The 26742-nt window shown below is 69.9% G+C and carries 26 protein-coding genes and 2 pseudogenes; 17 read left to right on the top strand and 11 right to left on the bottom strand.

Translation table 11 applies throughout. The annotated features are described in order from the left end of the window. Positions 1 to 46: 46 nt before the first annotated feature. The 5 genes from AC0CYZ_RS03550 to AC0CYZ_RS03530 all read left to right on the top strand — a co-directional run bounded on the left by AC0CYZ_RS03550 (position 47) and on the right by AC0CYZ_RS03530 (position 4862). Positions 47 to 1318: a COG4705 family protein gene (locus AC0CYZ_RS03550; protein WP_472212399.1), complete on the top strand. Its 1272-nt coding sequence runs from the start codon at positions 47 to 49 to the stop codon at positions 1316 to 1318. A 132-nt stretch (positions 1319 to 1450) separates the two neighbouring features. Then, positions 1451 to 2440, top strand: coding sequence for an undecaprenyl-diphosphate phosphatase (locus AC0CYZ_RS03545; RefSeq protein ID WP_472212397.1), 990 nt, complete (start codon positions 1451 to 1453; stop codon positions 2438 to 2440). A gap of 67 nt (positions 2441 to 2507) precedes the next feature. Further along, a complete protein-coding gene (locus tag AC0CYZ_RS03540) occupies positions 2508 to 3167 on the top strand; it encodes a hypothetical protein (RefSeq protein WP_472212395.1) in 660 nt (219 codons plus the stop codon). Between the two features lie 190 nt (positions 3168 to 3357). Further along, on the top strand, positions 3358 to 3843 hold the full coding sequence (locus AC0CYZ_RS03535; RefSeq protein ID WP_472212393.1) for a methyltransferase domain-containing protein: 486 nt from the start codon (positions 3358 to 3360) through the stop codon (positions 3841 to 3843). 284 nt (positions 3844 to 4127) lie between these two features. Then, entirely contained in the window at positions 4128 to 4862 is a 735-nt protein-coding gene (locus AC0CYZ_RS03530; RefSeq protein WP_472212391.1) for a DedA family protein, read from the top strand. A 284-nt stretch (positions 4863 to 5146) separates the two neighbouring features. Here the strand turns inward: AC0CYZ_RS03530 and AC0CYZ_RS03525 are convergent, their stop codons facing one another. From AC0CYZ_RS03525 to AC0CYZ_RS03515, 3 genes are all read right to left on the bottom strand, one after another. Then, the gene (locus AC0CYZ_RS03525; protein ID WP_472212389.1) at positions 5147 to 5983 is read right to left on the bottom strand and encodes an MGDG synthase family glycosyltransferase; all 837 of its coding nucleotides are present in this window, start codon (positions 5981 to 5983) and stop codon (positions 5147 to 5149) included. Positions 5984 to 6215: 232 nt separating this feature from the next. After that, the gene (locus AC0CYZ_RS03520; protein WP_472212387.1) at positions 6216 to 7211 is read right to left on the bottom strand and encodes a phosphodiester glycosidase family protein; all 996 of its coding nucleotides are present in this window, start codon (positions 7209 to 7211) and stop codon (positions 6216 to 6218) included. Positions 7212 to 7512: 301 nt separating this feature from the next. Further along, positions 7513 to 7704 carry a hypothetical protein gene (locus AC0CYZ_RS03515; RefSeq protein WP_472212385.1) on the bottom strand — a complete coding sequence of 64 codons (192 nt, stop codon included), beginning with the start codon at positions 7702 to 7704 and terminating at the stop codon, positions 7513 to 7515. Positions 7705 to 8345: 641 nt separating this feature from the next. On the opposite strand from AC0CYZ_RS03515, the gene AC0CYZ_RS03510 reads away from it, so the two are divergent. The 3 genes from AC0CYZ_RS03510 to AC0CYZ_RS03500 all read left to right on the top strand — a co-directional run bounded on the left by AC0CYZ_RS03510 (position 8346) and on the right by AC0CYZ_RS03500 (position 9481). Next, the gene (locus AC0CYZ_RS03510) at positions 8346 to 8927 is read left to right on the top strand and encodes a COG4705 family protein (protein WP_472212405.1); all 582 of its coding nucleotides are present in this window, start codon (positions 8346 to 8348) and stop codon (positions 8925 to 8927) included. Further along, positions 8924 to 9235: a hypothetical protein gene (locus tag AC0CYZ_RS03505; protein WP_472212383.1), complete on the top strand. Its 312-nt coding sequence runs from the start codon at positions 8924 to 8926 to the stop codon at positions 9233 to 9235. The genes AC0CYZ_RS03510 and AC0CYZ_RS03505 overlap by 4 nt, the downstream gene beginning before the upstream one ends. Positions 9236 to 9298: 63 nt before the next feature. Beyond that, a complete protein-coding gene (locus AC0CYZ_RS03500; RefSeq protein WP_472212381.1) occupies positions 9299 to 9481 on the top strand; it encodes a hypothetical protein in 183 nt (60 codons plus the stop codon). A gap of 132 nt (positions 9482 to 9613) precedes the next feature. Here AC0CYZ_RS03500 and AC0CYZ_RS03495 read toward each other — a convergent pair whose 3' ends face one another. After that, positions 9614 to 10114, bottom strand: a complete 501-nt coding sequence (locus AC0CYZ_RS03495; RefSeq protein WP_472212380.1) for a hypothetical protein — start codon at positions 10112 to 10114, stop codon at positions 9614 to 9616. Between the two features lie 278 nt (positions 10115 to 10392). On the opposite strand from AC0CYZ_RS03495, the gene AC0CYZ_RS03490 reads away from it, so the two are divergent. From AC0CYZ_RS03490 to AC0CYZ_RS03475, 4 genes and pseudogenes are all read left to right on the top strand, one after another. Further along, entirely contained in the window at positions 10393 to 10965 is a 573-nt protein-coding gene (locus AC0CYZ_RS03490; protein WP_472212379.1) for a manganese efflux pump MntP, read from the top strand. A gap of 638 nt (positions 10966 to 11603) precedes the next feature. Further along, positions 11604 to 11741: a hypothetical protein gene (locus AC0CYZ_RS03485; RefSeq protein WP_472212378.1), complete on the top strand. Its 138-nt coding sequence runs from the start codon at positions 11604 to 11606 to the stop codon at positions 11739 to 11741. Between the two features lie 14 nt (positions 11742 to 11755). After that, positions 11756 to 12023 (top strand): annotated as a pseudogene (locus AC0CYZ_RS03480) (IS110 family transposase); the annotation flags it as partial. Positions 12024 to 12044: 21 nt separating this feature from the next. Continuing rightward, positions 12045 to 12215 (top strand): annotated as a pseudogene (locus AC0CYZ_RS03475) (integrase core domain-containing protein); the annotation flags it as partial. Positions 12216 to 12779: 564 nt separating this feature from the next. On the opposite strand, the gene AC0CYZ_RS03470 reads toward AC0CYZ_RS03475, so the two are convergent. Then, positions 12780 to 14270, bottom strand: coding sequence for an MFS transporter (locus AC0CYZ_RS03470; protein ID WP_472212403.1), 1491 nt, complete (start codon positions 14268 to 14270; stop codon positions 12780 to 12782). 306 nt (positions 14271 to 14576) lie between these two features. Here AC0CYZ_RS03470 and AC0CYZ_RS03465 point away from each other — a divergent pair, with 306 nt between their 5' ends. Next, on the top strand, positions 14577 to 14768 hold the full coding sequence (locus AC0CYZ_RS03465) for a hypothetical protein (RefSeq protein WP_472212376.1): 192 nt from the start codon (positions 14577 to 14579) through the stop codon (positions 14766 to 14768). Between the two features lie 153 nt (positions 14769 to 14921). Here the strand turns inward: AC0CYZ_RS03465 and AC0CYZ_RS03460 are convergent, their stop codons facing one another. Beyond that, positions 14922 to 15464: a sigma-70 family RNA polymerase sigma factor gene (locus tag AC0CYZ_RS03460; protein ID WP_472212374.1), complete on the bottom strand. Its 543-nt coding sequence runs from the start codon at positions 15462 to 15464 to the stop codon at positions 14922 to 14924. 834 nt (positions 15465 to 16298) lie between these two features. On the opposite strand from AC0CYZ_RS03460, the gene AC0CYZ_RS03455 reads away from it, so the two are divergent. Next, a complete protein-coding gene (locus AC0CYZ_RS03455; RefSeq protein WP_472212372.1) occupies positions 16299 to 16907 on the top strand; it encodes a histone-like nucleoid-structuring protein Lsr2 in 609 nt (202 codons plus the stop codon). Between the two features lie 1068 nt (positions 16908 to 17975). On the opposite strand, the gene AC0CYZ_RS03450 is transcribed toward AC0CYZ_RS03455, so the two are convergent. Beyond that, entirely contained in the window at positions 17976 to 18290 is a 315-nt protein-coding gene (locus AC0CYZ_RS03450; protein WP_472212370.1) for a type II toxin-antitoxin system PemK/MazF family toxin, read from the bottom strand. After that, entirely contained in the window at positions 18287 to 18517 is a 231-nt protein-coding gene (locus tag AC0CYZ_RS03445; protein WP_472212368.1) for a hypothetical protein, read from the bottom strand. The genes AC0CYZ_RS03450 and AC0CYZ_RS03445 overlap by 4 nt, the downstream gene beginning before the upstream one ends. A 716-nt stretch (positions 18518 to 19233) precedes the next feature. Here AC0CYZ_RS03445 and AC0CYZ_RS03440 point away from each other — a divergent pair. The 3 genes from AC0CYZ_RS03440 to AC0CYZ_RS03430 all read left to right on the top strand — a co-directional run bounded on the left by AC0CYZ_RS03440 (position 19234) and on the right by AC0CYZ_RS03430 (position 20854). After that, positions 19234 to 20196, top strand: a complete 963-nt coding sequence (locus AC0CYZ_RS03440) for a hypothetical protein (protein WP_472212366.1) — start codon at positions 19234 to 19236, stop codon at positions 20194 to 20196. Between the two features lie 17 nt (positions 20197 to 20213). Next, a complete protein-coding gene (locus AC0CYZ_RS03435) occupies positions 20214 to 20426 on the top strand; it encodes a hypothetical protein (protein ID WP_472212364.1) in 213 nt (70 codons plus the stop codon). Between the two features lie 92 nt (positions 20427 to 20518). Beyond that, entirely contained in the window at positions 20519 to 20854 is a 336-nt protein-coding gene (locus AC0CYZ_RS03430; protein WP_472212362.1) for a hypothetical protein, read from the top strand. Positions 20855 to 21939: 1085 nt separating this feature from the next. Here AC0CYZ_RS03430 and AC0CYZ_RS03425 read toward each other — a convergent pair. From AC0CYZ_RS03425 to AC0CYZ_RS03415, 3 genes are read right to left on the bottom strand one after another with little or no spacing between them, the layout of a single operon-like run. Beyond that, a complete protein-coding gene (locus AC0CYZ_RS03425; RefSeq protein WP_472212360.1) occupies positions 21940 to 22113 on the bottom strand; it encodes an IS3 family transposase in 174 nt (57 codons plus the stop codon). After that, on the bottom strand, positions 22038 to 22586 hold the full coding sequence (locus tag AC0CYZ_RS03420; RefSeq protein ID WP_472212358.1) for a DDE-type integrase/transposase/recombinase: 549 nt from the start codon (positions 22584 to 22586) through the stop codon (positions 22038 to 22040). The genes AC0CYZ_RS03425 and AC0CYZ_RS03420 overlap by 76 nt, the downstream gene beginning before the upstream one ends. Positions 22587 to 22595: 9 nt before the next feature. Next, positions 22596 to 24140: a polysaccharide deacetylase family protein gene (locus AC0CYZ_RS03415; protein WP_472212401.1), complete on the bottom strand. Its 1545-nt coding sequence runs from the start codon at positions 24138 to 24140 to the stop codon at positions 22596 to 22598. Between the last annotated feature and the right edge of the window lie 2602 nt (positions 24141 to 26742).

Here is a 26742-nt window from a genome sequence, read left to right as displayed (position 1 = left end):
CGGTGTCACATGTTCTTCTCACGGGTGATTCGGATGCTTCGCGGCCATGTCATCCCAGCATGCGGCGGCCTCGCCGCGCACGTTGCTCAACAAGGTGCCGGAAGTCACCGTCTGGTTCTGGCTGATCAAGGTCCTGTGCACCACCGTCGGTGAGACGGCGGCCGATTTCCTCAACGTCGATCTCGGATTCGGGCTCGGTGGCACCTCGGTCGTCACCGGTCTCTTGTTGGCGGTCATCCTGGCGCTGCAGATGCGGGCCGAGGCGTACGTCCCCGGCTTGTACTGGGCGACGGTCACCCTCGTGAGCGTCTTCGGGACCCTCGTCACCGACAACCTCACCGACAACCTCGGTGTGCCGCTCCAGCTGAGCTCAGTGGTCTTCGGTGTCGCGCTCGCGGTGGTGTTCGTGGCCTGGTACCGCTCCGAGGGCACGCTGTCGATCCACTCGATCGTCACCCGTCGTCGCGAGTCGTTCTACTGGTTGGCGATCTTCGTGACCTTCGCGCTCGGCACCGCGACCGGCGACCTCATGGGCCAGGCGCTCAGCCTCGGGTACGGGGTCTCGGCTCTGATCGTGATTGCGGTGGTCGTGGTTGTCGCCATCGGGTGGCGGCTTGGGCTGCACCCGGTGCTGGCGTTCTGGATCATCTACGTCCTCACCCGCCCGCTCGGCGCCTCCCTCGGTGACCTGTTGGCTCAGCCACCGGATCAGGGCGGACTCGGCGTCGGTACCACGGTGACCAGCATCGTTTTCCTCGTGGCCATCGTGGGCACGGTTGTCTACCTGCAACTCAGCCGGGCCGACGTCATCGACGGGCCTAGCCGGGCCGGCTTGGACGGCGCGCCGGCGTCGTCGACGACCGGCGAGGAGTCGTCCCGTCACGGCCTGCTCCAGACCACCGTGGTGGTGGTGGTGATGCTGGCGCTGGCGGCGGCGGGGTACGCGGCGCGGTCCAACGCCCTGGCGGGTTCCGGCTCCGATGCGCCGAGCGCGGTCGCTGGGCCGGCACCGGCTGGGACCGGAGCTCACGGCGCGGGCCCGAATGCCTCCCTGGGGGATCTGTCGAGCTTCCGCACCATCACCCAGGACGACCTGGCCCTGCTCCAGCGCGGCGACCAAGCCGGCGCCACGGCCCGGGTGACGGATCTCGAGACCGCGTGGGATCAGGCACAGGGCAGGCTGCAGGCCCGCGACGACGCCGCCTGGACGCGGCTGGACGGCAAGATCGACACGGTGCTCAAGGCGCTGCGCGCGAACAACCCGGACCCGAGGGCCGAGACGGCGGCACTCAACGACCTCCTGGCGGCGCTGGGCTGAGGCCGGGCCGGGGACGCTCTCTCATCGTCGTTACACGGACGCTGAAGACGATCGCCGGATCATCCACGGTGCACGGGCGAGCGTGCCCCGAATCGCTCGCCCGTGCCCTTTTGGCCCCCAGGAGCCCCCGTCGTGCATCAATTGAGCTGGCTCGAGGCTGTCGTGATCGGCGCCCTGCAAGGTGTCGCCGAACTCTTCCCCGTCTCCAGCCTCGGGCACAGCGTGCTGCTGCCCGCGGTCATCGGGGGCAGCTGGGCCCAGGACCTCGACGTTGGCGCTCCCGAGTCGCCCTATCTGGCCTTCATCGTCGGGCTGCACGTGGCCACCGCGCTCGCTTTGCTGGTGTTCTTCTGGCGCGACTGGGTCCGGATCATCCGGGGGCTGGTTACCAGTGTTGTGCGCCGCGAGATCGTGAATTCCGAGCAGCGGCTGGCCTGGCTGCTGGTGCTGGGCACCATCCCCGTCGGGGTCGTAGGGTTGCTACTCGAGCACACCTTCCGAACCGTGCTGTCTCGCCCGGTCCCCACGGCCATCTTCCTCGTGCTCAATGGGGTGATCCTGCTCGGCGCCGAGGTGCTGCGCCGCCGCGCCGTGGACGCCCTCCCGGCCGGGCAGGGGCCGTCCGGCCCGGCGCCGCAGCGCGGCGGGGTGGACCAGGCTGCCGCCACCGTGACCCTGCGCGTCGGCGCCGAGACCACCACAGCCGACAGCACCGCAGGTGAGGCCGCAGACCGGCGCCTGGCGGCGATGCCGGTGCTGCGCGCGGTCGGGATCGGTACCGCGCAAATCGCCGCGCTGTGCCCGGGGATCAGCCGCTCGGGGGTCACCATGGCCACCGGCCTGCTGCGCGGGCTCTCCCACGAGGACGCCGCCCGGTTCTCGTTCCTACTCTCGACCCCGGTGATTCTCGCCGCCGGCGTGCTCAAGCTGGGCGATCTCGCGGGCCCCCTCGGAGACGGTGTCCGCCCCCAGATCCTGGTGGGCAGCGTGCTTTCCTTCGTGGGGGCCTACCTCTCGGTGCGCTTCCTAACCCGCTATTTCGAGAACCGGTCCCTGCGCCCCTTCGGCATCTACTGCATCGCCGTCGGCACCGCCTGCCTGATCTGGTTCGGCATCCGGTGACCGAGGTGGACCCCGACCTCCGACTCGGAGCTCCCGCGTGGCCCCAACCGCCGGCCCAGGCTGTGCGTTGACCGCCCGCCGCTCGTCCCTGTCGGTCGAGATCCTCTGGCTGCGCTCCGAGTCCGTCGCCGCCCCGCTCGACCCCTACCGGCACCCCGACCCCGCTGCTCCATCGCCCGACCGCCGCGGTGAGCAGGTGCGCGAAGCCCTTGTCGAGGTGGTCGAGCCTGAGGGACCGCTGCGGGTGACGCTGCGGCTGGCAACGACAGAGGCCGGCTCGTGGCAGCTGGTGGCGGCCGAGATCACACCGGCCGCGCCTGACGTCGCGCTCGACAGCGAGATCCTCGAGGGCGTGCCCTGGAAGCGCTACCAGGCAGTCGCCGTCGCCCGACTCTCCGGCGTGACCTCCGAGCCGGGTCCCCGGACCCCCACCCGGGAGGCGCCCGGCACTGCGAGCGCGGCCCCGTCGCCTCGCGCTCCGCGAAGTCTCCCCGACCCGGAGACACTCCGCATGATCGCCCGGGTCTACCGCGAGGCCATGGCGAGTGCGACGCCGCGGGTGCGGCTCGCGCCGACCGCCGCCGTGGCCAGAGCCCTGCAGGTCGACCGCACCGAGGCAGGGCGGCTCGTCGCCCAGGCGCGTCGCCATGGCATGCTGAATCCGGCGGTGCGACGCCAGCCCGGCGAGATCCCGTCCTGCGGACCGCCCGGAGCGGCGGCCCCGTGAGGCCGGGTCGCTTCTGCGACCGGCTCGGTCGCCGTCGCCGCGAGCGGTGGCTCCAGCCCAGCCACCGTGGCTGGAGCCCCCGCCTCTACGAAGGGTCCTTCACCCGGACACGGTGGGGACGGGACTGCGCCGTGACGAGGTCGCGACCATCGGGGCGGCTCTAAGCGGGTGCGAGCTCTGGGCTCGATCGGTGCTCGAGATCGGGGCGGGAACGGGCACCTACACCGACGTGTTTGTTCGGGCCGGAGCCCACGTCGAGGTCGGTGAACCCTCCTCCGCGATGCGGGCCCATCTGTCTCGGCGTGCTCGAAGTGACCGTTGGAGCTCGGTCCACATTGCCGACGGGAGCCTTCCGGCGGACCTGCGTGTGGGCACCGACTTCGCTGCGGTGCTCGCCGTCGGGGTGCTCAACTACCTGCCAGAGCTCGCACCGTCCTTCACGACAATGGCGCGAATCCTGAGGAAGGACGGGGTGATCATCATGAACGTGCCGACCGCTGAGCGCTCCGCCGGTGACCGCTACCGCCGCATCGAGCTCCTCGGGCGCCGTCGGGTGTACTGCCGCGACCGCGACGACGTCGAGGCCGCGGCGCGGCAGGCCGGGCTGCGCCTCGATGACGGACCTGTGCGTGCGGGGGTGACCGATGTGTATCTCCTGCGCCCGCGCGCGTGGTGACGCCTCGAGGGTGAGGGGACGGCCCTGCCGCCGATTTGAGGGGGACGACGGGAGGGCCGAGTCGGCCGCCTCGCCGAGACGGCGTCCGACGCGCGCATCGTGCGCGCCTCGAGATTTGTCAACGATGTACACCGCCGTCGGTGTAACGATCACGAGGTAGGCCGGCGAGCGCGCTGCCGTCATCGCGGCGGTCTTCACCACCTCGCGCGTGGCCGGACACTTGGCGGGGAGCGCCGTCCCGCGCGCACATCGTGCTCTCACGCTCGATTCCTACGCTTCGGGGCGTGACCATCGCCGACGCCACCACCACCTTCGCCCTCGGCCCGCAGTGGCTCGATCCGCAATCCCTGATCGCGGGTCTGGGACCCCTGGCGCTGTTCGGGGTCGCGCTCATCGTCTTTGCCGAGTGCGGGCTGCTGCTGGGGTTCTTCCTTCCCGGCGACTCCCTGCTGTTCATCACCGGGCTCGCGGCGACCACGGGGCTGATCGGTTCGCCGCTCTGGTTGGTGTGCGCGGTCCTGGTCGTCGCTGCCTTCCTGGGGAACGTTGTGGGCTACTACGCGGGCCGCGCTGCCGGCCCGACGATCTTCGATCGACCGAATTCGCGGGTGTTCAAGCGCGAGAACGTCGAGCGGACGCAGCGCTTCTTCGACAAGTACGGCAACCGGGCCATCGTGCTCGGGCGCTTCGTGCCCATCGTGCGCACCTTCATCACCGTCATGGCCGGCGTGGGGCGGATGCCGGCCCGCCGCTACCTGACGTTCTCGGCGGTCGGGGCGCTGCTCTGGGCGGCGGGGGTGACCCTTCTCGGAGCCGTGCTCGGGCAGTTCAGCGTGGTCAAGAGCAACATCGAGCTCATTCTGGTCCTCGTCGTGGTGCTCTCCCTGGTCCCGATCGGGATCGAGGGGTGGCAGGCCCGGCGAGGGAAGAAGCCCGGCGTCGAGCCCGAGAGCGGGCGCCCTGTCGAGGGAGTTCCCGCGACCGGCACCTCGGCGGCCTCCGGCGAGAACCAGCACTGACCGACGACGCGAGGAACCGGTGTCGGGTCGCTTCCGGCTCATCGGGGCGACGAGCGTCGGATCGCCCCGGGAGGCGCCCGTGCGCTGAGGCGACAACGTGGTCGGCGACCTTCGGGTCGCCGGATCCGTGTCGTCGATGCCGACCAGGAGTGCTCAGGCACCTCGAGGGGCCCACGGCCGAGTCTCGCCGCGTGGCCTCAGCGGCGTCTCACGACGGTTCGACGGTCGCGGTGGACGGTGTGGTGTCACGAGGGACGCCACGACGAAGGAAGCTACGTGAACGATCAGTGATGCGCGGTCCAGCCGAACGAACAGGGCCGGGGCTGACCCGCTCGGTGGCGGCCACGGTGCGACTCCTGCGGTGTGCAGGACCGCCGGCGTTGGCCTCGCCGTGTCCCGGGAGCACGCGATAGCTCACCACAGGGCGCCGCCGCGAGGGCTTCCCAGCACGCCAGCCCGCCGGCGTTGTGGACGACGATGTCGGCGGCCGCGAGCAGGTCGGGGACCTCGGCGACCCAGCCGAGCCCGCGCCCAACACCGAGCGCTTCGATCCGGCGGCGCAGCCGCTCGTTGCGGGCACAGAGCACGACGGGCCACGCCTTCCAGCTCGCGAGGTCCACCGCGGTCCGGTCGACGGGGCCGGCGCCGACCGACCCGGCGGTGTCGAGTGCGAGGACCGCTCCCGGCACCCCGAGCTGACGACGCAGCGTGCTCACGGCCGCCGGCGGCCGGGCGGCCGTGAGGGACCTCGGTAGTGCCGCCGCGGTCTCGACGATCGTGGTCGGCGGCCCGCCGCGCCGGCCGGCGAGTCGTCGTGTCTGGTCGAGCATGCACCGGTGGGGGACGAGGACCACGTCAACCCCGGGATGCCACCACATCGGGTGCACTGCGGGGTCGGTGAGGTAGCTGATCACCGGCACTCTCAGCTCACCGCGCACCCTGAGCCTGCCCAAGAGCTGGCTGACCAAGGGGTAGGTGGAGACGTCGGCGTGGGGCACGTCGCCGATCAAAGCCATGGTGCGCCGGGTGAGCCGATCGAGCGCGGCGTGGACGGAGCGTGCACCGAGACCGTCGGCACACGAATCGAGGACCGGTCCCCAAAGCTTGGGGGTGTTCCGCATCGCGGACAGGTAGAGCAGTCGAAGGCCCTGCCCGAGATGTGCCGGAAGGATGCTCAGCCCGTCGACGCGGTCGACCTGCCATCCCGCGCGGCGCAGGCGTCGCGCGAGCTCGTCAGCCGGTCCGTTGTGTCCCGCCCCGACCGGGGCCGAGATGATCACAATGCGGGCGTTCGTCGGGACGGCTGGGGTCGTCGCGGAGCCGGCCGCGTTGCTGCCGCCGTGGGGTCGGAGGTCATCGAGTCGTGACGGCGAGGAAGTCGCGTTGGGAGGGCACGAGGTAGCGGCTGAGCGGGGGCAGCATTCCCGGCAACAGGTGGTTGCCGGCGCCGCTGCTGGCGGCCTGCCCGGGCCGGTAAGTCATGAAGGTGACCAGCTGGGGGTGGATGTCGAGCTCCATGCCTCGCACCGCGCCGGCTGCGGTCAGCGACCGGGCGAGATCGGCGAGGCTGATCTTGTCGGCCGCGACGTAGATCAGGTTTCCGTGGGCGTCGATGCCGAGTCCCGATCGCCAGGTGTACTGGAACTGGTTGTTGGAGCTTCCCCACTGGCCGGCGCTGTTTTGATCGAGACCCGTAACCGGCGCGGTGTTGTCGACGATGAGGTCGAGATTCTGGCGCACCGCAACGAGGCCCTGGCCTGGCCCGAGGTCGCGGCCCCAGGCGCCGAGGTGGACGCGGCCCGAGGACTCGATGCCTAAGGAAGCTGCGCCGCGGCGCAACGGGACGATCTGGCGCCCGGCGGCGAGATAGCCGCCCTGGGCGTCCTTGAGCTTGAAGCCGGAGTTGAAGGTGGCCAGCAGGTTCGGGCGTGCTGCTGGTGGCACCTGGGCGCCCACCCCGTCGACGGTGGTTCGTCCGAGGGAGTGGCCGGGGTCCTGCGTTCCAGCGATGAGCTGGGTGCGGGCGATCGACTGGTCAACCCAGGCGGCACCGACGACCACACTGGTGGCGGTCAGGGGCCGGAAGAAGGCGGTGTAGAGGGCGGGCCGCCCGGAGACGCGCTGTGGCGAGGGAGCCCAGCGCCCCTCGGCCGGCAGCGCGCTCGCCCGGGGCGCAGGCAGAGGAGGAGGGCGGTAGCCCCCCGTAGGCGCGGGCGCTGCTGTGGCCGTGGTCAGGGAGGGGATCGAGGTGGGGTCCGGGGCGCCGGAGCCTGGCTTGTTCTGTGCGTAGTAGAGGTTCTCGACAACGTTCACGAGGCCGCCGCCGCCGTGGTCACGCAGCCACTCCACGAGCCGTACGGAGGTGCTGGCCTGCCCGGGAGCTGCGAGGGCCCGTCCGATCGACCCTCCGACGGGGACCACGGCGACCACCAAGGTCGCCACGACTATGACGTACGCCAGTCGTGCATGGGTAGGTCGGCGGTGACGGCCAGGGGGTGGAGCGTCCGTGGATGCTCGGGTGGTCGGGGGAGCGGGCGGGTTGAGCTGGGTCATCGGAGCGTCCTTGCGAACGTTGCTAGGGGACCACGCGCCCCCGGGTCGAACCGGCCCTCGAGGCGGGTCCGGGTGCAGACGTACGGCTTATCGGTGACTAGCGGCCAGGCACCGGAGGTGGGATCGGGCCCGGACCCGGCTGGAACACCACCCCGCCGTCCTCCTCACCGTGGTGGTGGTGATGAACCTCGCCGTGCTCGTCGCCGCCGTGGGTCGCCGCGGCGCCCAGGAGATGGCCGCCGGAGAGACCGGCAAGCGCGAGTCCGGCGAAGAGGGCCACCCCGGTCATGGCTCGGCGCCCTCGCAGGCCGGGTCGCCACCTCGGCCGGCCCGAACTCACCGAAGAGTCGACGGCGCCGTCCAGTAGGCGGGTCGGGTCGTGGTCGGTGGACTGCTCGTCGAAGGGGCCGCGGTCGTTCACCACGGCATGCCCGGCATCAGCAGGTGAGCACGGAGGCCCGGAGCAACCCCGGGTCCGCCCGGCCATTGCGCGCTCACGGTCAGCGGGCTGGCGGAGACGACGAGAGCTCCGCTCGACCGTGTACGTGTTCGTTCCACGACCCCACCGTCAGGTGCGGCCGATGTGGCAACGATGAGAAGTCCGGGCCTCGCGCGGGTGCGGCCACGGCTGGTCCTCGCCGGCGCTACATCGTCGGCCAGGGACCGATCGACAGTGGAAGCCGACCTGCCCGGCAAGCTCTTAATCGTTTCGAACTGGCCAGTTGCGCCGCGCACATGCCCTCTTACCGAGTTACAACCGACCCCACGTCGCGGTTTCACCCCCATCGATCACCCTTGTAGACGGCGCGGTCAACCGATCGTGGCCGTGACACGATCGCGAGGAGAAGGCTCCCCATGCCTTCGAGCGGAACGACGACACCGGCGCGGGTCTCGACGATGCTGAGCAAGGTCCCGAGATCACGCTGATGTCTGGGTGGTGAAGCTGTCGGCACCACGGTCGCCGACCTGATCCACAACGACTTCGGCGTGCCCTACACCGTGTCGACCTCGGTGCTGCTGGTCCTGGTACTGGCGATGTTCGCCCTCTGGTACCGCGTCGAGGGCACGCTGTCGATCCACTCGATCACCACCCGCCGGCGGGAGTCCTTCTACTGGGCGGCGGTCCTGCTGACCTTCGCGCTCGGGACGGCCGCGGGGGACTGGACCGCCTCGACGCTGCACCTGGGCTACCTGCCCTGGGGGATCATGTTCGCGGTCCTGTTCGTCCTGCCCGCGATTGGTTATCGCTGGTTCGGGCTCAATGCCATCGCCGCGTTCTGGCTGGCATACATGATGACTCGCCCGTTCGGGGCCTCCTTCGCGGACTGGTTCGGTGGCCCTCCCGGACGCGGCGGCCTGGCCCTCGGCATGGACCGCACCGCGATCGTCCTGATTGTGCTTATTGTTGCGATCATCGCCTACTTCGCGTTCTTAAAGGTCGACCAGCCGAAGGCCGTCGACACCGAGACCGCCCGCCTCGACGTCGCCGGGGAGGAGGCGACCACGCGATGACGATCGCGGTCCCGACGCGTGCCGCCCCGGCGTTCGTGGTGGGGCTGCGCGAGCACGGCGCGAACCTCTTGGTGGCCGTTGCGACCGGCGCCGGACCAGGCGCCCGCGAACCCAGCGCACAGGCCCAGCACACGGTGCTGCGCGACTCCGGTGCGCATGGCTGGACCCAACGCGCCCACCAACTCGTGTCCGGCTCGATCATCGACGTCTACACGGCCCCGGGCACCGGCCACGACGCCGGCGCGGCCCTCACCAGCGAGCGCACGATCAAGACCGGCGACGAGGGCCACACGCTGAGCGTCGAATGACGCCGGACCGATGGCGCTTGTTATCTTGCGAGGCCTTTGCCCGCGGTGGGTTACAACCCGCCGGTGGTGTTCACGACGACCAGCGCGCGTTTGACAGTGGTCGCGTTGGCGGTGCTGGCCATCGTCCTGATGGTGGTGGCGGTGCGCGCGGAGGCCCACGCGACCCACGCAGCCCGGGTGATCCGAAGCTTCGCCAGCGCCTGTGCCGTACTGGCCGGCGCCGCGGCTGTGATCCCCGAGCGGTGATCTTCTGCGAAGCTCTCAAGCGGCGTGTGCATCAGTAGACGACGTGACTGGCCCCTGGGGAGAAGCGTGCTCAGCGCAAGGCCTCGAGTACGACCAGCGGCGCGGTGGTGTATCGAACTGCGGTGGCACACCTCAACCACGGCATGTTCCGGCCGCAGGAGCCGGGCTAGTGGGCTGGTGATTGACGACGGCGAGGCATGCGTCGAGCAGGTTGATCATGTGCTGCTCGCGCTGGTCTCGATGCGAACTATGGCAGGAGACGACCCAGAGGTAACGAGTCAAGGCGAGGTCGAGCGGCAGGAGATGGCACCGCGCGTTACCCAGCCGCCCGCCGGAATCCTCCCCGGCCGTGATTGGGGCGCGGTCCAGGCGTCGCCGCATACGCCGGAAGTACCGATGGTCGGGCTCGAGAGTCAGTGCGGCGTCGGCGATCACCCCGAGCACGATCGGGCGCACCGGGCGGTTGAGTCCGCGCCCGGCGCCGACCAACGCCGGCGCCCGGTTTAGCAGTCGTTGGCGGGTGGCGGTGGGGAGCTCGTCGTTGACACGCCAGGCCACCACCGCGATCGCGGGATGGGTGCATTCGGGCAGGTCGCTGAACAGCTCCCCCGCGAAGATCGACACGTACTCCATGAGGCAACTGCTCGCCCCACCGCGTCGGCGTCCTCGATGCGGTCCGGCGCCCAGTCGCGCTGGGCCCGCCTCTCGCGGGTGGTCGGCAAAGTCCGTGGCATGGCTTGGTGGCTTAATCATCGCCATCCCCTCGGTCCGATTCGCCGCGCGCAAGACTGGGTGTCAGGAGACGTTACCGCCGTCTCGACCTTGACGGCCACGGCGCCGGGCTGGCGTACTACGCCGGGCGTACGCCGATCACGGGGCGGTGCCGGGGCGGCGAGGGGAGACGGCAGGGGATGGTCGCGCGACTGGTCAATGTCTTCGTGCTCGGTTTCGTGCTCAGCCTCGATAATTTCCGCACCTCGGTGCTGCTTGGCCCGCTGCGGATGGCCCGGGCCCGCACACTGCTGGTAGCGCTCAACTTCGGGCTCTGGGACGGGCTGGCGCCGCTGCTCGGGCTGGTAATCGGGCATTACGTCGGCGACGCCATCGGACCGATCGCCGACTACATCGGCCCGCTGGCGCTCCTGGGCTACGGCGCGTACCTGCTGGTGCGAGTGTGGCGCGTCCCCGCTTCCGAGGACGATGAGTTCGAGCAGTCCTGGACCCTGTTCGGGCTACCGCTGCCGCTGTCGATCGACAACGTGGTGGCCGGGACCTCGCTGGGGCTGCTCGGTCTCTCCCCCTGGCTGCCCGCGCTCATCTTTGGGGTCACCACCGCCGTAATGTCGCTGATCGGGCTAGTGCTCGGCCGCCTGGCCTTCCGGCTCGTCAGTAGCCGCATCAACATCCGCTACGAGATCGTCACTGGTGTCGCTCTGATCATCGAGGCCGTCGTGCTCTTCTTCCTCGCCGGCAGTGGCGACTGACCGCTCGGTTGATCTGACCTGATCCGGTCGCCAATCGCTGGGCCACCACCGCCAGCGATGCTGGGCCCGGCTCGCTCGCAAGCGCCTCGGGACTCTGGCTCTCCGCCACTGGTGCCGCTGCCCCTGCGCCAACGCGCGAGTCACACGCGTGCAGATCCGCTTCACCCGCACGATGTGCACAAAATCGAGCTACACCCCTGAGTCATCCCCAGTGTCTTTCGCCGCCGTCTGCCTTCTTCGACCGAGGTGGCCTGTTCCCCCGGACAGAGCAGAGAGGAGGGCCGGCGCTTCCTGAACTCGGCGGCGATTTCAGGATCGCGGCGGACCCGCCGAATGGCGTGGTCGGGAAGCTTGACGCTCCTGGGTGCAGACCAGGAAGAACGTGCGTCTGATGATCGGTGGACGGGTGGTGGTCGGTTTCGGAGGTATGGGTCGGGGGAGTGCGACCCGCCTTCCCGGCGCAGGGCCCTGCTGCCTGACTGCGGCCCCGGGAGAACGGCGGTCGACTGTGCTCACGAACGCGGATAAGTCAAGAACTGAGCAGTTCCTGGCCTCGGGCTGGTCTCCTACGAAGAGCGGACCCCGGCATCGCCGTCGAGCGCCCGGAGGAGGTCGGGCCCGGCCTGGATCCCGAGCTCATGGAACTGGTGCAGGCAACCGTCGAGATGGAGATGGCCGCGGAGACCGCGCCGCCCCAGTGGGGATCCGCCGACGGTCAGCGGCGGAACGGTGTGGTCGGCAAGGTGAAGGACAAGATCACGCGCTTGTTGTACTGACGGGCACGTTGGGAACGCCACAGCCCGCCAGCAGCGGACGCACCACCGGCCGACACCGGCTCAGCCGCGGCGGCGACCGGGCCGCCAACAGCGCCCTCTATCGTGCGGACGCGGCATCACCAGCCCACCCGCGACTACGTCGAACGCCGCACCAGAGAAGGCCTCAGCAAGCGGGAAATCATCCGCTGCCTCAAGCGCTACATCGCCCGCGAGATCTACGCGAACCTCCCCCAGGCAGCCGCGGAAGAACCCGATCCGATGCCCGCCACCTCCGCAGCTTGACGAACATAGGAGCATCGAACGTTCCACCGCACCATGACCGCCGGGTGGGCGTTCCGACGGCTCTATCTCAGCGAAACCCAGCGTCGGAAGGCGCTACCGGGGTGGCTGCACGAGTACAACCACCACCGGCCCCACAGCGCCGTCGGCAGGCAAGCCCCGATCACCCGCTTGACCAACCTGTCCAATCAGTACACCTATAGTCGCGGGGAGAATCCCTTCGATCCGATAGGGACGGCCCGGAGCGCAACGGTGGCCCCGAGCCGCGCCCATATCCCCAGCTTTTCCAGTCCAACGAGGACCGCTGCCGGCCACGCCCTCGACGGCGGACGGTCATTCGTCGACCTCGTGGCGATCTTCTGACGATGTGCAGGTCTCGAGCGCACCCTCGGGCGCACCCTCGGGCAGCGGCCCGGAGGCTGGCGCGTCGAGTCCCTTCGGCGAACTGCCTCCCGCGCCCCGCCCCGCGCTCGCGATGGGCGAGCGTCGGCGCGGTCGTCGAGCTGCGTGCGCTCGGGAATGTGCTGATCGTCGGCGACACGACTGAGACTCTTCGCATGGGGAAGCGCTTGGCGCGCGGTCGACCACGCTCGGGATCGGGGCCCCACCGGACCACGCCGTGGTCGCGACGAGCGGGCGGCAGCGCTCGGGGATCGCGGGCAGGGGGCGTTTGCGGAGCCGACCCAAGATGATGAGCGAGTGGGCGCAGTGCCTCTCCGGCCTGGCGCGGCGACCGGGCGGGCCGCCCCGCCCCGGCTCCTACGAGCTCCCGTGGCTCGGTGTCGCTACACGAGTGCGGCCGAGCCCGACCGGCAGCGGCAGCGTCCGGAGCTCCGGGTGCCATTCGAGCGGGGTGCCGTCCAAGACCGGGATACGGACGGTCGCACTCGTTTCGACGGATTCGAACGGGCGGGCCGCGACGTCGCCCGTACGACCCGCCGGACCGGCTCGGTGCCGGCCCCGCAGCCGTGCGGTCAACGGCCGAACCTGCCGCGCGACGGGGAGGTGCCGGAAGCTGCGCCACATGGAGAGGTCGTAAGCGATCGCGAGGCCCCCGCCGAGCAATAGCGGCGCGCCGAACGCGATCAGTGGGCCGCTGAGCAGGAGGCTCGAGGTCATGGGGCTGGCTGAGACCGCGACGCTGCGCGCCACCGAGGTCATGCTCGCCGCTGCGGTGCGGTCTGCGGGCTCGACGATCGCCGCGGTGAAGGCCTGCCGGGCGGGCACGTCGACTTTCGACAGGGCTTGGCGGGCCAGCAGGATGCCTGCTGCCAGGCCGAACGAGGGAGCGAAAGGCACGCACAGCAGCAGGAGGTTGGAGACGAAGTGGGGGAGGAGCATCGCCGTGAGCAGCCCCTGGCGGGCGGCGAGGGCCGGAGCGAACGCCTGACTGAGCGCGGGCAGCAGGTTCGTGGCGAAGAAGAGGAGCCCGAGCTCCGAGGTCGAGACCCCGTAGCGCTGCTGGAACCAGAGAGCCAGGATCGCCTGCACCGCCAGCCCGCCGGCGAACGCGTCGAGGGCGAAGAGCCCGGACAGCCGCAGCACCGGCCCCGGGGGGAGCCGCCGTCGTGGGGGTTCCGCAGGCACGGGCCCGTCTGCCACCACGCCTTCCCCCGCGATCGCACCGCTCGTCCCGCGTTGTGGTGCCTCCGCGGCCGGGCTCAGACCGAGGAACATCATCGCCGTCGCGACCGCGATCACCGCGTACAGGCCGAACGCGAGGTCCCCTGCCTCGACCCCAGGGACCAAGCTCATCCCGGCGACGACAAGGCCGCCCATCGCGCCGGCGCAGAGCGCAGTCATGTTGTATCCGGCGAACAGGGCCGTGTGCCGTTCCTGCGGGCAGGTCTGGGCGAGGATCGCCTGCTCCACGCCGCTGAACGGGGTGTTGTCGTTGGTCGACGGCGAGATGGTTCCGACGAACGCTCCGACGGTCAACATGGGGTAGGACTCGGAGAACGCGAAGACGAGCCCCGCGCCGGCCATCAGCCCGGCGGCGACGAGCAGGGACGAGCGCCGACCGAAACGGTCGGCGAGCAGGCCCATGAGAATGCTGGCGAGAACCGACCCGACCGCTGCGACGGCGAGGAGTAGACCGACCTGGGCGGGCGAGTCGCCGTCCTCGGTCAGCATTGCGGCGAGAACGACGCTCGTCGACCCGTAGCCGAACGTCCGGAGGGCCCGCGTCGTGATCACGATGCGCGCGTCGCGGGTCAGCCATGCAGCCCCGAATGCTGTCGGCAACGGCATCTCCTCTGGTCCCCCGACCCCGATCCACCGCGAGGCGGCTTCGCCTCGGTCGACCGGTCCACTCCGGATGCACGGGGGACGCCGTCCACCCTCGCGATCCGCGATGGGCCGTGGAGATCCCCCGATGTGAAGGCGGACCCTAGCGATAGAACGTCGCCTTCTGTTCACCGGGTGTTGCTGTTTGGTTCCGCTGCGTGACATCCACGCCTCATGGGGCCCGTGACCGATGGGCGATAGTGGCTCCGTGCGCAGGAGCTGCTCCCGACTGCTTCCCGGCCGCGCGTCTCGCGGTGCTACAACGACACCGTGTTGTTCGCCGAGTTCCGGCCGGTCGCGATCGCCGTCGTTGCCGTCTGCGCTGTCGTCTCGATGGTCCTCGCCGCCCTGGCTGAGCGACGGCGTCGCACGGGCGCCGCTACGCTGCGCTGGCTGGGATCGATCTTGGTGGTGCTCGCTGCGGCCTTCTACGCGATCCCGGCTCCGCTCCTGGTGCCCTAGAGCGCTCGAGGTCCCGCGACCGTGCGACTGCGGGAGTCTCGGTCTCCGGGACTCCCTGGACTAGGTCATTCGGCCGTCATCGCGCGGGGCTGGTCGCCGAGGACGCCCGCGAACTGCAGCGCCTGCCTGTCGATGGACTCAGCACCGCCGTTCTTAGACGGCGTCATAGAGTTGTTGGAGTTCCTCGCGGAGGCGGGCCATCGCGGTGAACGTCCGCGATTTGACGGTGCCGAGCGGGATGCCGAGGGCCGCGGCCACTTCAGACTGGGTGTATCCACCGAAGTAGGCCAGGGCGAGGGCTTGGCGCAGCGAGAGCGGGAGCTGGGCGAGCGCCTCACGTAGGTATCCGGCCACGACCGACTCGATCGCCCAGTGGTCGGCGCCTGGACTGGCGAGCCTTTCCCAGTGGGCGTCGACGGCGTCGGAGGGACATTGGTGGCGGAGGCGTGAGGTTTCCCGGCGAACCGCGTCTACGGCCTTGTGATGGGTGACGGTCAGGAGCCACGTGGTAACCGAGCCGCGGGTAGGGTCAAACCGCGCCGATCGAAGCCAGACCTCGAGGAACACGTCCTGGACAACGTCCTGGGCCAGCGATTCGTCGCCGCAGAGGCGTAGAGCCAATCCGCGCACACGGTGGATGAATCGGTTGTGGATTGCGTCGAGCGCGGCGTGCTCGCCGGACGCGACGCGGATCATCAAGGCGGCGTCTCGCGCGGACTCGCTCGCAGGGCTGGACCTCGTCCCCATCGCCCCGCCCCGGACCGACCGGCCGGTCATGGCCACGGCCCCAGCTCCCTCGTGTAGCCGCCTCACGTCAATGCGGCGCCGGGGTCTGGGACGACAGGGCACGACCGGGTCCGCCAACGGGACCAAAGCGTGCCGTGTCCAGCGTAGGGCGTGATCCGGGAAAGACGCGGATCGTTCACCCGGGAAGGTGCGGAAAGAGCAGATGTTTCGAGCGCCGGGCCGAGCGGCCAGACTGCTGCCGCGGCGGGCTGCGAGCCGAGCGATGGTGTGGGTGAGGAGGCACGCCCACCACGCCGGCGCTCCGAGTGCGACCGCCGCGCGTTCAGCTCGTCGCTCGGCTCATCAACGCCCTCGCCCGCTCGCACTGTCCCTCCACACCGTGGACGACCCGTCGCGCCGTCCGCCTGGTTGTGACGAGCGGGTCTGCTAGTCGGCGCGTGGTTAGCGTGGCTCGCTGGTGGACGACCTCCGCTCCTCCCGGACGACGGGGTGTTGGCGGCGACCGGTCGCCCATTCGTGGGGTGCGGACGGATTCGCGATCGGCGCCGAGCAGGACCTGGCGTCAACCGTGGTGGGTGCACGAGTCGTCCGCGCAGGGGTGACGCCGGAGCGGCCTCGCGTCGTCGCGCGTCCGCGTGTCATTGTTGTGTCGGGAGCACGGAACCCCGGGATGGCGACGGTCTGCTAGAAAGGGACCCGGCGTGGGGTGCGACTGAAGCCAATTGGGGGCACACGCGGTGAGCTCACCGCGCTTATCCGATTCCTGTGAGGAGAACAAGCCCGATGGCATCACGGACGACCGTCACCCTCATCGATGATCTCGACGGCACCGAGGCCGAGCAGAGCATCTCGTTCGGGCTCGAAGGCGTCGAGTACGAGATCGACCTGTCCAGCGCGCACGCTCAGGCGTTGCGCGACGCTCTGGCCCGCTTTACCGCGGCGGCACGTCGCACCGGTGGACGCCGCGCGACCCGCCCCGCCACTCCATCAGAGAGCGTCGCCAAGACGAGCCGTGGCCCGGCGCGCTCGCGGACCGCGAACGGAGAAATTCGCGCGTGGGCGGCTGCGCACGGTGTCACGCTGGCCGAGCGCGGCCGGATTCCGGCTCGGGTGATCGAGGCCTTCGAAGCCGGCGATCCGACCAAGCTCCCCAGCAACGGCGCGGCCGCCGCCGCACATCCCGACTCTGCGGACACCCGACCCGCGGCGCCGTCGGCGCCCCCGGCGGCGGGCGATGAGGACGAGCCGCGTGGTCGCGACGGGCTGACTGCCTCCGAGCGAGACACGATCCGGGCCTGGGCAGTCGAGCAGGGCATCGAGGTGAAGACCCGGGGTCAGCTGAAGAAGGACCTGATCAGCAACTACCGCGCCTGGCAGTCCCGCCCGCGCTGACGCGTCCGCCCGCACCGGCCTCAGAGTCGGTCCGGCGCACCCTCCGTCCCCCACGACGGATGGACGAGACCGCCGACGGCGTCTCCTTACCTCTGCCCTTTCCCGACAGCAGGACGCAGGGAGCTCGGGGACGCGAGGCCTCTTTCCAAGGACCACCCGGCGCGCGCCGGCGGGGTAGACGGTCGTCGAGTTCCTCGAGGCCCGATGCTTGCGTCTCGAACCGTGCTGGGTGGCTCCACCGTCAGCGTGCGATGAAGGGTCAAAGACCCGGGCGGCGTGGCGCGGTCTCGGCCGCCTGTCCTGCGCCTGGGCCTGCGGGAGAACTCCGCCGACTCCTGGTCCGTGTGCCCTCGTCGCGCTGGACCCGCCAGCCTTGCGGTAGAAGGCCCGCACGTGTGACAGGGAACACAGCGTCGGATTTCTTGCCGGTGGCCCGCCTCGTCATGACACTCGCTCGATGGCCATGCCACCAGCTGTGGGCGTGACCTCAGGTGGTCCGATCGCGGGGCTCGAGCTGTGCCCGGGCGCTCCCGAATGATCAGACCTACTGGCGCAGTCGCGCGCGTCGCGCTTGAGAATTCCGGGTCTCGCGCCAACCCCGAACGTGTTGAGATCCCCGTCTAATGCGTCGCCACGTCGCCTGCGACATCGAGAGGGTGGAATTGCAGATCCTCCGATTGCTGGCCGTCCGGGAGGAGCTCATCGACCTGGAGGCGCGCGCGGGGGAGCGGACTGGCGAGGCGGAGCAGTTCGTGGCGCAGACACGCGAGCGTTGCGCCCGCCTCGCCCTCGAGCACGAGCTGGATCCGCGTCTCGCGGCCTTCTTGGTGCCTTGGGGGAATCTCACTGGGGCACCGTGGAGTTCGGAACGCCCGATGACGGAGGTAGGTTCAGTGCAGCCGACACCGCGGCGTCAGCGACGGGCCTGAGACGGGCGCCGGCTCCGCCACAGCGTTCATCGAATGAATACGGCCCACCGTCTGGGCGAGCGGGAGCGGCCAGCTGGCCGGACCCGATGCCGTGACAAGTGTGCATATCACGGCATAGGGCTTCGGGCGCGCGAGCCGTTCAGCGTTCTGGGGTGGCGAGAATCCGAAACAGCATCGTGTTGACCTCGGTGAGGGTCTGCACATCGACGTGGCGAACCAATGCCTCGAGCCGGACCTTGCGCAGGCTACTGATCAGGCCGGGCGCCGCCCAGCCATCGCCGACGTCGACACCGAAGCCGGTGTCGGGCTCGGAATCGAAGACCGGAACAATGATCACGGTGGGTTCGCTGGGGATCTCGTTGTAGACCGTGGAGGACACCACGAGCACCCGAACGCCGGCGTTGGTGGTCCAGAGGTCCCCGCGGCGGGGATCCGGGCGCTCGGGCGTGCTCACCGTCCGGCGAGCTCGTCGAGGTTACCGTCGGCCCAGGCCTCCGCGGCGCGTGCGTGCTCGGGATGGCGGGTGAGCCACTGCTCGTGCGCGGCGCAGCGGCGGCGCATGTCCTCGGTGTCGAGTAGGGATTCGATCCAAGCGTTCATGGACTGGGCGTCGTCCTCGGCGTAGCGGCGCACCGTGTCGTAGAGCGCGTCCGGGAGTCGCAGCGTGATCGTCCGTGCCATCACCAGATGCTAGCAACTGGTGCTGCGAACCCGGCGCATCACACGCGGAAACCCCCAACTGTCAGCTGAGGGGAGCTTGGGCGTGGGCCGCCAGGAGAGGTCCCGAAGAGCTGCTCCGCGGCCCGGCACGCCACGAGCTCCTCAAGGACGGCACCCTGACCGACGATAGGCCGCGACCAGGGCTGGTCCGCCTGGCCGCCAAGCGCGAGTGGTGCCGGTGACCGTGTCTCGAGCGTGGTCCGTGACGAGCTGGGCGATGACGACGTCGTCCGCGGGAGGCGGTGCCATACCGAGATCACGGATGCCGCGATAGCGCGGATATCGCGGTATCGCTCGGCATCCAGGGTCGGCCGGCTCCAGTGCGGACCGCTCCGCGAGTTCGTGCAGCCGACTTCGGAAACTGACTCGGCCCGATCTGTGGAGAAGCTGGTCGACGTGACGCCGAACAGGCCTGGAGACCCCCGGGCAGTCGTCCGTCGAGCCCGCCGGCGCCCCGCTGGCCGTCGCCCGGGACGAGACGAGTTGACCGAACGGGCCGAATCGTGGGCTCGGGAGGCTGACGGAGCAGACGTGGGCCGCCTACAAGCGGCAATGGGCCCGCTTCGAGACGTGGTGTGTCGAGGTGGGGGAGCGGGCCCTGCCGGCCGATCCGCTCACCGTCACGCGGTTTCTGGCCGACCTCGGGCCGCGGCGCCGAAGCCGACACCGCATATGTCGTGACCCGCACTGGACCCACCGATCCCGCCCACCAAACCAGCGAGCACGACCTGTACCGCGACCTGTTCGCCGTCGTTGCCACCATTCCCGCCCGCAACGACGTCCTCGACGGGGCGTCCGCGCTTGCCATCCCCACGTCCTCCGCGGACGACGCCGGCAGCACCCCCACCGCGGGCGAGCTGTTCGCGGACGCCGCCCGTCTCGCCGCCACCCAACGCACCAGCCGCTGGCTCGACGCCCTCGCCGCGACGGCACCATCAGTGACCACGACCGAGCCCGAGTTGGCCGCCGAGGACAGCGCCACGTCGCTAACCCGGGTGCTCCGTCGCGCCGAGCTCGCCGGACACGACGCGGAACAGGTCCTTCGAGACTCGATCACCGACCGGCCTCTCGAGGGCCCGCAACCTCACCAACGTCATCAACGGTCGCATTCGCGACGCCGACACCTTCGACCGCACCGGCACCACCTGGAGCGACTGGGCGCCAGTAGCTGGGCGTGCTGCCTGGACGAGTACCTGGGAGTGCTCGTCAACGCCACCGATCAACGAGCCGCGGCGCTCGCTGACGGGCTCGCCGGTGATCTTGCCTCTTCGTGTAGCCGCGCGCCTGGGGTCACCGACGATCAAGGCCATCCGGCCGCGGTTGTCGTGGCCAGGACCTCGAACGACAACGCCGAGGCCCCGCCATGTCGAACGCGGCGCCACCGGCCTTCTCATCCACCGTTCATCGACCTACCGGCAAGCTGTCAACCGCGCACACCACGACGAGGACGGCGACCGGCGATGACCTACCTGGTCCCCGTGGCCGCGCTCGCCCTGGATTTCTCCCCGGTCCAGCTCAAGAAATGGTCCGCAGCCAGCGTCGTTACCCCCGCCGACACCGCACCCTGCGCCACCACCCTGTGGGACGTGGATCAGCTGGGGGAGCAGATACGGCGCCACCTCGAAGGCGAGACAAGGTGAACCTCCACAACCTGACGGTGCTCATCTTGACAGTCGTCGCGATCACCACCCACACGATCGCCACCCTCGCCCCGTCCTGGGACGTGATCCGGCTCGTCGGTCTGACCGCCATCGCGATCGTCGCCATCGACGTGCTCTCCCGTGGCGACGACCTACCGCGACCAGGCCCACCCACCAGGCGACCCGACCAGCGGGCGGAGACCAACTCGAAGGACGGCAGCCGGCGATGACGGACCCGACACGGCCGCGGAAGTCAAACCTCGACCCGGTTGGCGACCCTCGGATTCCCCCGGAGCAGGCCCGCCGCGCTGCCCGGCTGGTCGTGTCCCGGTTCCCCGACGACCCGCTCGTCGCCCGGCACATCCTCGAGGTGCTCGGCCTGCTCGACCTGCCCCGCCGACGCGGGGAACCAACCCCGGTCGCGGCCCCCCCAGCCACCATCCCGACTGAGACGCCCCACCTGCTGATCGACACCGAAGCAGCGGCCGAGGCGCTCCGGACCACCGCGGCCTCACTGCACCGATTCGCGCAGGCCGGCATCGTCAGCCCCGCTCGCATCGACCCCGACGGCACGAGGTGGTGGGAGCTGCCCGAGGTGCGGGCTCAGCTCGCCGCGTACCTCGATGACCGCACCGGCAGGGGGCCGACCTTCGGCTGACGGACCCGCCATCAGACGCGAGGAGGCGAATGTGCCGACAGCGCCGGTACACCCCCGCACTCCCCGTCGGCTCGTGGGTCGCGGTCTCTGGGGGCGTGTGGCCGGCAACGGCGGCACTCGTCGACCGGCAGCGACTCCAGTGACACCGCATCGGGAGGTGAGCGGGAGCCCTGGTGAGCCGGGAACCTCACCCCGTAGGCGACAACGAGGCCCAGCGTCCGCCATTCGGAGCCCACCACGTCACGTTCTCGTGTTACGACGGCGCGGGAACAAGAACCATGACTTATCCACCCAACTGACTTCCTTGTGAGCGCGCCGCCCATACAGTTCCGTTGAGCAGTTTGACGCCTAGTAGGACTCAGTCGTTAACGGTTTGCACCGAACCAGCCGTGTCAGCCCGGCGTACCTGGACTGCTCGACGGCGGGGGCGTAACCGCCGGGTTCGATTCCCCCAGAATAGCTATAGGCTCACAACGAGACTGGCTTATGGCAATGTCACCACCTGGAGCCCCGCAACTGTCGGTCTCAACATATCAACCAGGGCTTACACGCTAAGCATTACCTGCGACTACGGTCGCGACGGAGTGGGCACGACCTATTTCCCAACCAAGTTCACGCTCCTGCCCTGACCCCGGTCCTTCACGAGGCTGAGGGGTGCCGTTAGACGAAGTGCCCTCTGAGCAGGGAAGACTGGACGTTCCGACGCCGTCAGTGCCCGAGCCAGGAGGCACTTCGAAGGTGCACCCTACGGGCAGGCGCCCGCTCTTACGGTCCCGACCGACGGGGTGGTGTCGAACGCCGGCTCGCGGCTGCTGGCCGACCTCGCCCATGTCACCACAATGAGCGGTGGGCTCGGGGTCGAGCTCGGCTGTCCGGGACGGCGGAGGCGCCATGATCCTGGTCGGGTGCTGGTGGACATGGCGGTCGCGGACGCCGACGGGGGATGGAGCGGACCATGACTCGGATCGCCAGGAACGTCGAGCCCCGAGCCAGCCAGAGCTCGGGCAGGCCGAGCAGTGCGCCGGTCGTGCATCGCCGCAAACTAGTACGCTTGGCCCCGTAGGCCGGACACCGACGGTGTGGGGTCAGTGACCTTGGACGGGGCTGCTGTGGTGGGCTTCGAAGTCCGCCGGCGAGCACATTCCTATGCTGGAATGACGCCTTATCGGGTTGTACCAGCATTCTATCCACTCGAAGATGGCCGTAGCAAGTTCGGATCGAGTCGACCACTTCCGCGAGTTGAGAAGATCGATTTGCATCGTTCCCCAAGAAGCACTCCAGCATCGAGTTGTCGTAGCAGCCGCCGACCGAACCCATCGATGGGACCGGGCCGCATCGATGAGGCGGCGCCCGAACGCCCTAGACGTGAAGCAATCCGTGGTCGGAATGCATGATCGTTGCTGCCCGGGACAGGTCGGCGGCGGGTGATTGCCATACCGAGCGCGTCGACGACCAACGCGGTTTGCATGTTGTCGTCGATCGACCAGCCTACGATTCTGTGGGAGTAGGCATCAAGAACGGCCGCGCAGTAGACCTTCCCTTCCGCTGTGTCGTGTTTGGTGATGTCGGTGACCCACAAGCGGTCCGGGCCCTCGGCGGCGAAGTCGCGGTTGACCAGGTCCGGGTAGGGCTCCGCGTCCGGCTCGCGGCGGGTGCAGCCGGGGTAACGGCGCCGGTAGCGGCCCTGCTGGCCCGCCTTTCGCATCAGTCGGGCGACCCGCTTGTGGTTCACTGCCAGGCCTCAGCGGGTGTCCGTGTCGCCGCCGTCGGCTGGCGGTTGTCGGGCCGGGACGGGCGCGCAATCCGTGGCGTGCTTCTCGGCGTGGGGCGCCGCGGCGGGTGGGCCCCAGTCGGTGTCGGGTTCTCGGGGCCCGCTCGAGCTGATTCGGCGGCGCCGGTCGCGCACGACGACCGCGCCGAGCAGGCCGAGCACCACGACGGCGGCGAGGCCTGCGACCACGACGAGTCCGTGACCCGCCGGTGGCGGGGGCAGGATCGGCCCGATGTGGTAGTTCGTGGTCGACAGGGTGCCCACCCCGGCGATGATGAGCCCGGCCGCCACCCCGGCGGTGTCCGGCGGCGTGGGCGGGGTCGTCCAGGCCGTTGGGCGCCAGGTGGCGGACGGGGGCAGCCATGGGCTCGAGGTCCAGTAGGTCCAAGCCCCGTCGCCGTCCCGGCGGTAGACCGCGAACTGCGTGGGCGCCGTGGAGCGGTAGTCGGCAGCGGTGCTGACGACCAGCCCGGGGTTCGTCCAGGCGGTGCACTGGCCGAGGTCGAGGTGAGATAGCAGCACCGCGTCCCCCGAGGTCCACGACGTCATGGTGATCGTCTCGTCGGCGGGTTGGCCCGGGGCAGCCTGGTCGCGGCGCCAGGTGGCGGTGTTGGTGCCGTACCCGCCCTGTTCCCAGCAGTCGGGCATGCTGGGGTTGCCGGCCTGCAGGGTCAGGTTGGCGACCTCGGGTCGGGTGGAGCCCACGGCGGTGTGCACCGGCCCGTCGGGTTGGTCCACGACCTGCCCGACGGTCTTCACGGTGAGGCGGCCCTGTTGCTGCTGACCGACCAGCCAGGTGGCGAACTGGTCGAGCAGGGCCGGTGTGGTCGCCAGTTCCCCACCGGACAGGCTGTCCGCAGTCGACTCGTGGTGGAAGATGAACGGCACCCAGCCACCGCCGCTGTTCTCGGCGTCGATGACGTAGCGCTGCAGGTCGGCCAGCGCCGTGGTGGCCTGGACCTCGCCGGCGCTGCGCACCGCGTACGGGTTGGCGGGGGGCACGGTTTCGGCCAGCTGACAGCCCGGGCAGTTCGGTCCCGGCGCCCCGAGACCGTTGACCAGCCGGGCGCTGGCGTAGCCGCAATCGTGAAGCGCGGCCTCGACGGCCGGGCTGTATGCGCCGTAGGGGTAGGCGAACGAGATCGCGTGATAGCCCCACCGCGCCAGAGTGGCCCGGCCGTCGCAGATCTGACGGTCCACCTCGGCCGGGTCGTCGGCGGGCAGGGAGGGATGCGAGACGGTGTGCCCACCAATCTCGTTGCCGGCCGCGGCGATCTGGGCGAGCTGGTCGCGCGTGAGGTAGTTGGGCTGACCGATCGCCCCGGTGATGATGTAGAAGGTGCCGTGCAGCCCGTGGGTCTGCAGCGTGGGCAGCAGCTGCATCTGGTCGGCGTTGCCATCGTCGAAGGTCAACGACACCACGGTGCCCGGCGAGCGCGCCGGCGGCGGGCCCGCCGGGGTTGTCGTCGCCGTTGGTGTCGTGGTGCAGGCCCCCGCCAACGCGACCAGGATCATCACGGCGCCGACGAGCGCGACGACCGGGTGTCGCCGGACCCATCGCGGGCGCCGGGAGCGAGAGCTCGCCCCGACCCCGGTCATGGCAGCCCCGGCCCGCGGAACAGCCGCGCGTCGCGGTGATCATCGGCCAGCGGCCCACGGTGCGCCATTGCGTCATCGTCCTCGGACACTTCGTCGTGGGCCTCGTGCATCTGCGCGGGTTATGGATGGGGCGTCTGGGGCAACGATGCTCACTCAGGGGCCGACCCGGCGTCAGCACCCCCGGCCTCAGTGGTCAGCGGCAGTGCATCGCGCTTGTCCGCGAGCACATCGATCTGGACACCTGACAAACCGGGCGATGCTCCGCGGCCCCGGACAGTCCCTGGGGCGTGTCGGGCCCGGCAGGACCGAAGGGACACCCTGTTCGGGAAGGACCCGCGGCTGGCCCGGCTCGACCGTGGCTGCACTGGCCGTGGGCACGGTGCGCCTCAAGGCCGAACAGGTCTTCCCCGCCCTGGCATGACCCGCGAACGCGCCGGGTGGGCGGCCACCCCAGGCACGACCTCGCGCGGACACAGGCGTCATAGCGGACGGTGTCCTCGTCCGCGGCGACCAGCCGGGCGATCGCCGGCACCGGGGTCCCCGAGGACGAGGTCAAAGGCGGGGTCCGGTGGCAGAACCGGTACGAGCTTGGCGTCCTTGTCCGGGTCGTTGGACGAGGTCCAGGTCCGATGGAAGGACACCCCGCGTGCGCGCAGCAGTTGACGCCCCGGCTACCACCGCGAGCCTCCACGCAAGCCCCAGGGTCTGGCGTGTGTGCCGCGCCGATCCGCGACGGCAGCTGACATAATGATGAGGTACAGTCCCTTGACCAGCACAAACGGTCATCCGATAACTATGATTATGTCAGATATTTGGTTCTCTTTACCCTTGACGGCGTCGTCCTCCCCCAAGCCAGCGCTGTGCAGGGCTAGGCATGTGGTCGTGCGTGGGGGGCGTTGCTACACGACGTTGCTACACACAGGACGCTCCCTGGGGCGACCAGTTGCGCCTGTCGAGGACTTCCACTCGGGCCTCGAGCGCGCGCCGGGCGGCCGACGCCGGTCCCGCGTGCCTCCGTCCGGAGGAATCTCTGTGGGGCCCTCGGACGGCGGCGCCGGCGCGTCCTGGCATCACGGCCTCGGACGCGGGCAGTGAGCAGTCCGGTGCCGCTGCCGCGGGCGGACCGCGTCACGGAGGTCCGCTCCCCCACGTCCAAGATCCACTGTTGGTCTGTGTGGAGCCGGCTGGTCCCTCGTGGTTCCGCCTCCCGCCGGGGACGTCTCGAGGTCGGCCGTTCACGACCGCTGGTCGACTACCGACCTGTTCCATGCGTCGTCGGAACTTGCGCAAGACGGTGACCTCTTTATGAACGGGTCTGCGTCCGATTCCGGGTCTCCCCCACCACGGCCGCGTACGGTCTGACCGGCTGTTTCGTGGTATCGCGTCCAGCGCTGTGGACACGAATATTAGACCTCGTGCTGCCTGAATGCTGCACCGATCTTAGCGCGGAGCGACCACGCCGGTGGCTTGAGCGGCTCCGGGGCCAGGGGGATGGCCCCGGAGCCTGGCACCCGCGGGCGGCACGAGCCCACCATTACGGTACGCAGACTCTCGCGGCCGACGCTAGACGGTCCCGGGCTCCCGTGGCCCCCACCGGCGGCCCGGAACCTCGTCCACCGGCTCACCTCCTCGGTTACCGGTGGACTTGGTTTCGGCTGCCCGGGCGGGATGCTGCTCGAAACGTCAACAACACGGCCACCCCCTCTGCGTTCGGTGTTCTGCGACCCCTCATGGAGTGACTTCCCTCCGGGACCGGCAAGTTGCGCCGCTCGCCTGGGAGCTGACGGATTCTCGTTCGCTCGTGCTCGTCTCCGGCGGCTACTCTTCGAAGCGGCCTGTGGGCTGCAAGAACATCTTCGTAAACTGGGCGGTTGGTTCGGCCTCGAACAGGCCCGCTCCCGGCTCTGCGTAGGAGAATAGTGCGATAACGATCGTGGTTCAGTTCCAGCCGCGGGCGACGGCGTAGAGGCTCAGCCGGCGTCCCTCGCGACGCAGAGCCCGCCAGGTCCGGATCGTCCTCACGACGCTGCACGATGCCCGACGGGCGTCTCCGTGCCGATCGAACGCCTGTCCGACGCAATTTAGCGTCGAGGTCCGTACCCGAGGAGCTCGTGCAGCCTCGCGTCCGTCTCGGCGTCGAACTCCGGTGGTTCGCGTCCCTCGCGCAGCTCCTGGAGTAGGCGCTCGACCTCGCGCGCACACCCCACCTCGCCGCTATCGGCGTCGTCGTGGGGTGGTCGCGTCTCGTCAACCCGATCCGCTCGTGTGCCATGAAGCGCACCTCCTTCCCACGTTCTCGGCCTCGTCCGAGACAGGTGGCCGAGCCGCGCTCTCCTGGTGCCCGCCCGGGGCGTTGCCGCACACTCCCGCACGGCGCTCAGTGAGCTCTGCCGTTGCGTCGGGAGGTGCTGGTCGGGCGTCGGCTGATGACGTCGTGGGCCGCGTCCGCGAGTGCCTGCCCGGTATGAGTGGCGTACTCCCTCAGAGCCCGGACCGCCCCGTCGATGGTGGTGTTCAG

The sequence above is a fragment of the Actinomycetospora sp. genome (genome assembly GCF_055612215.1).
This window is presented reverse-complemented; position numbering and strand designations above follow the sequence as displayed.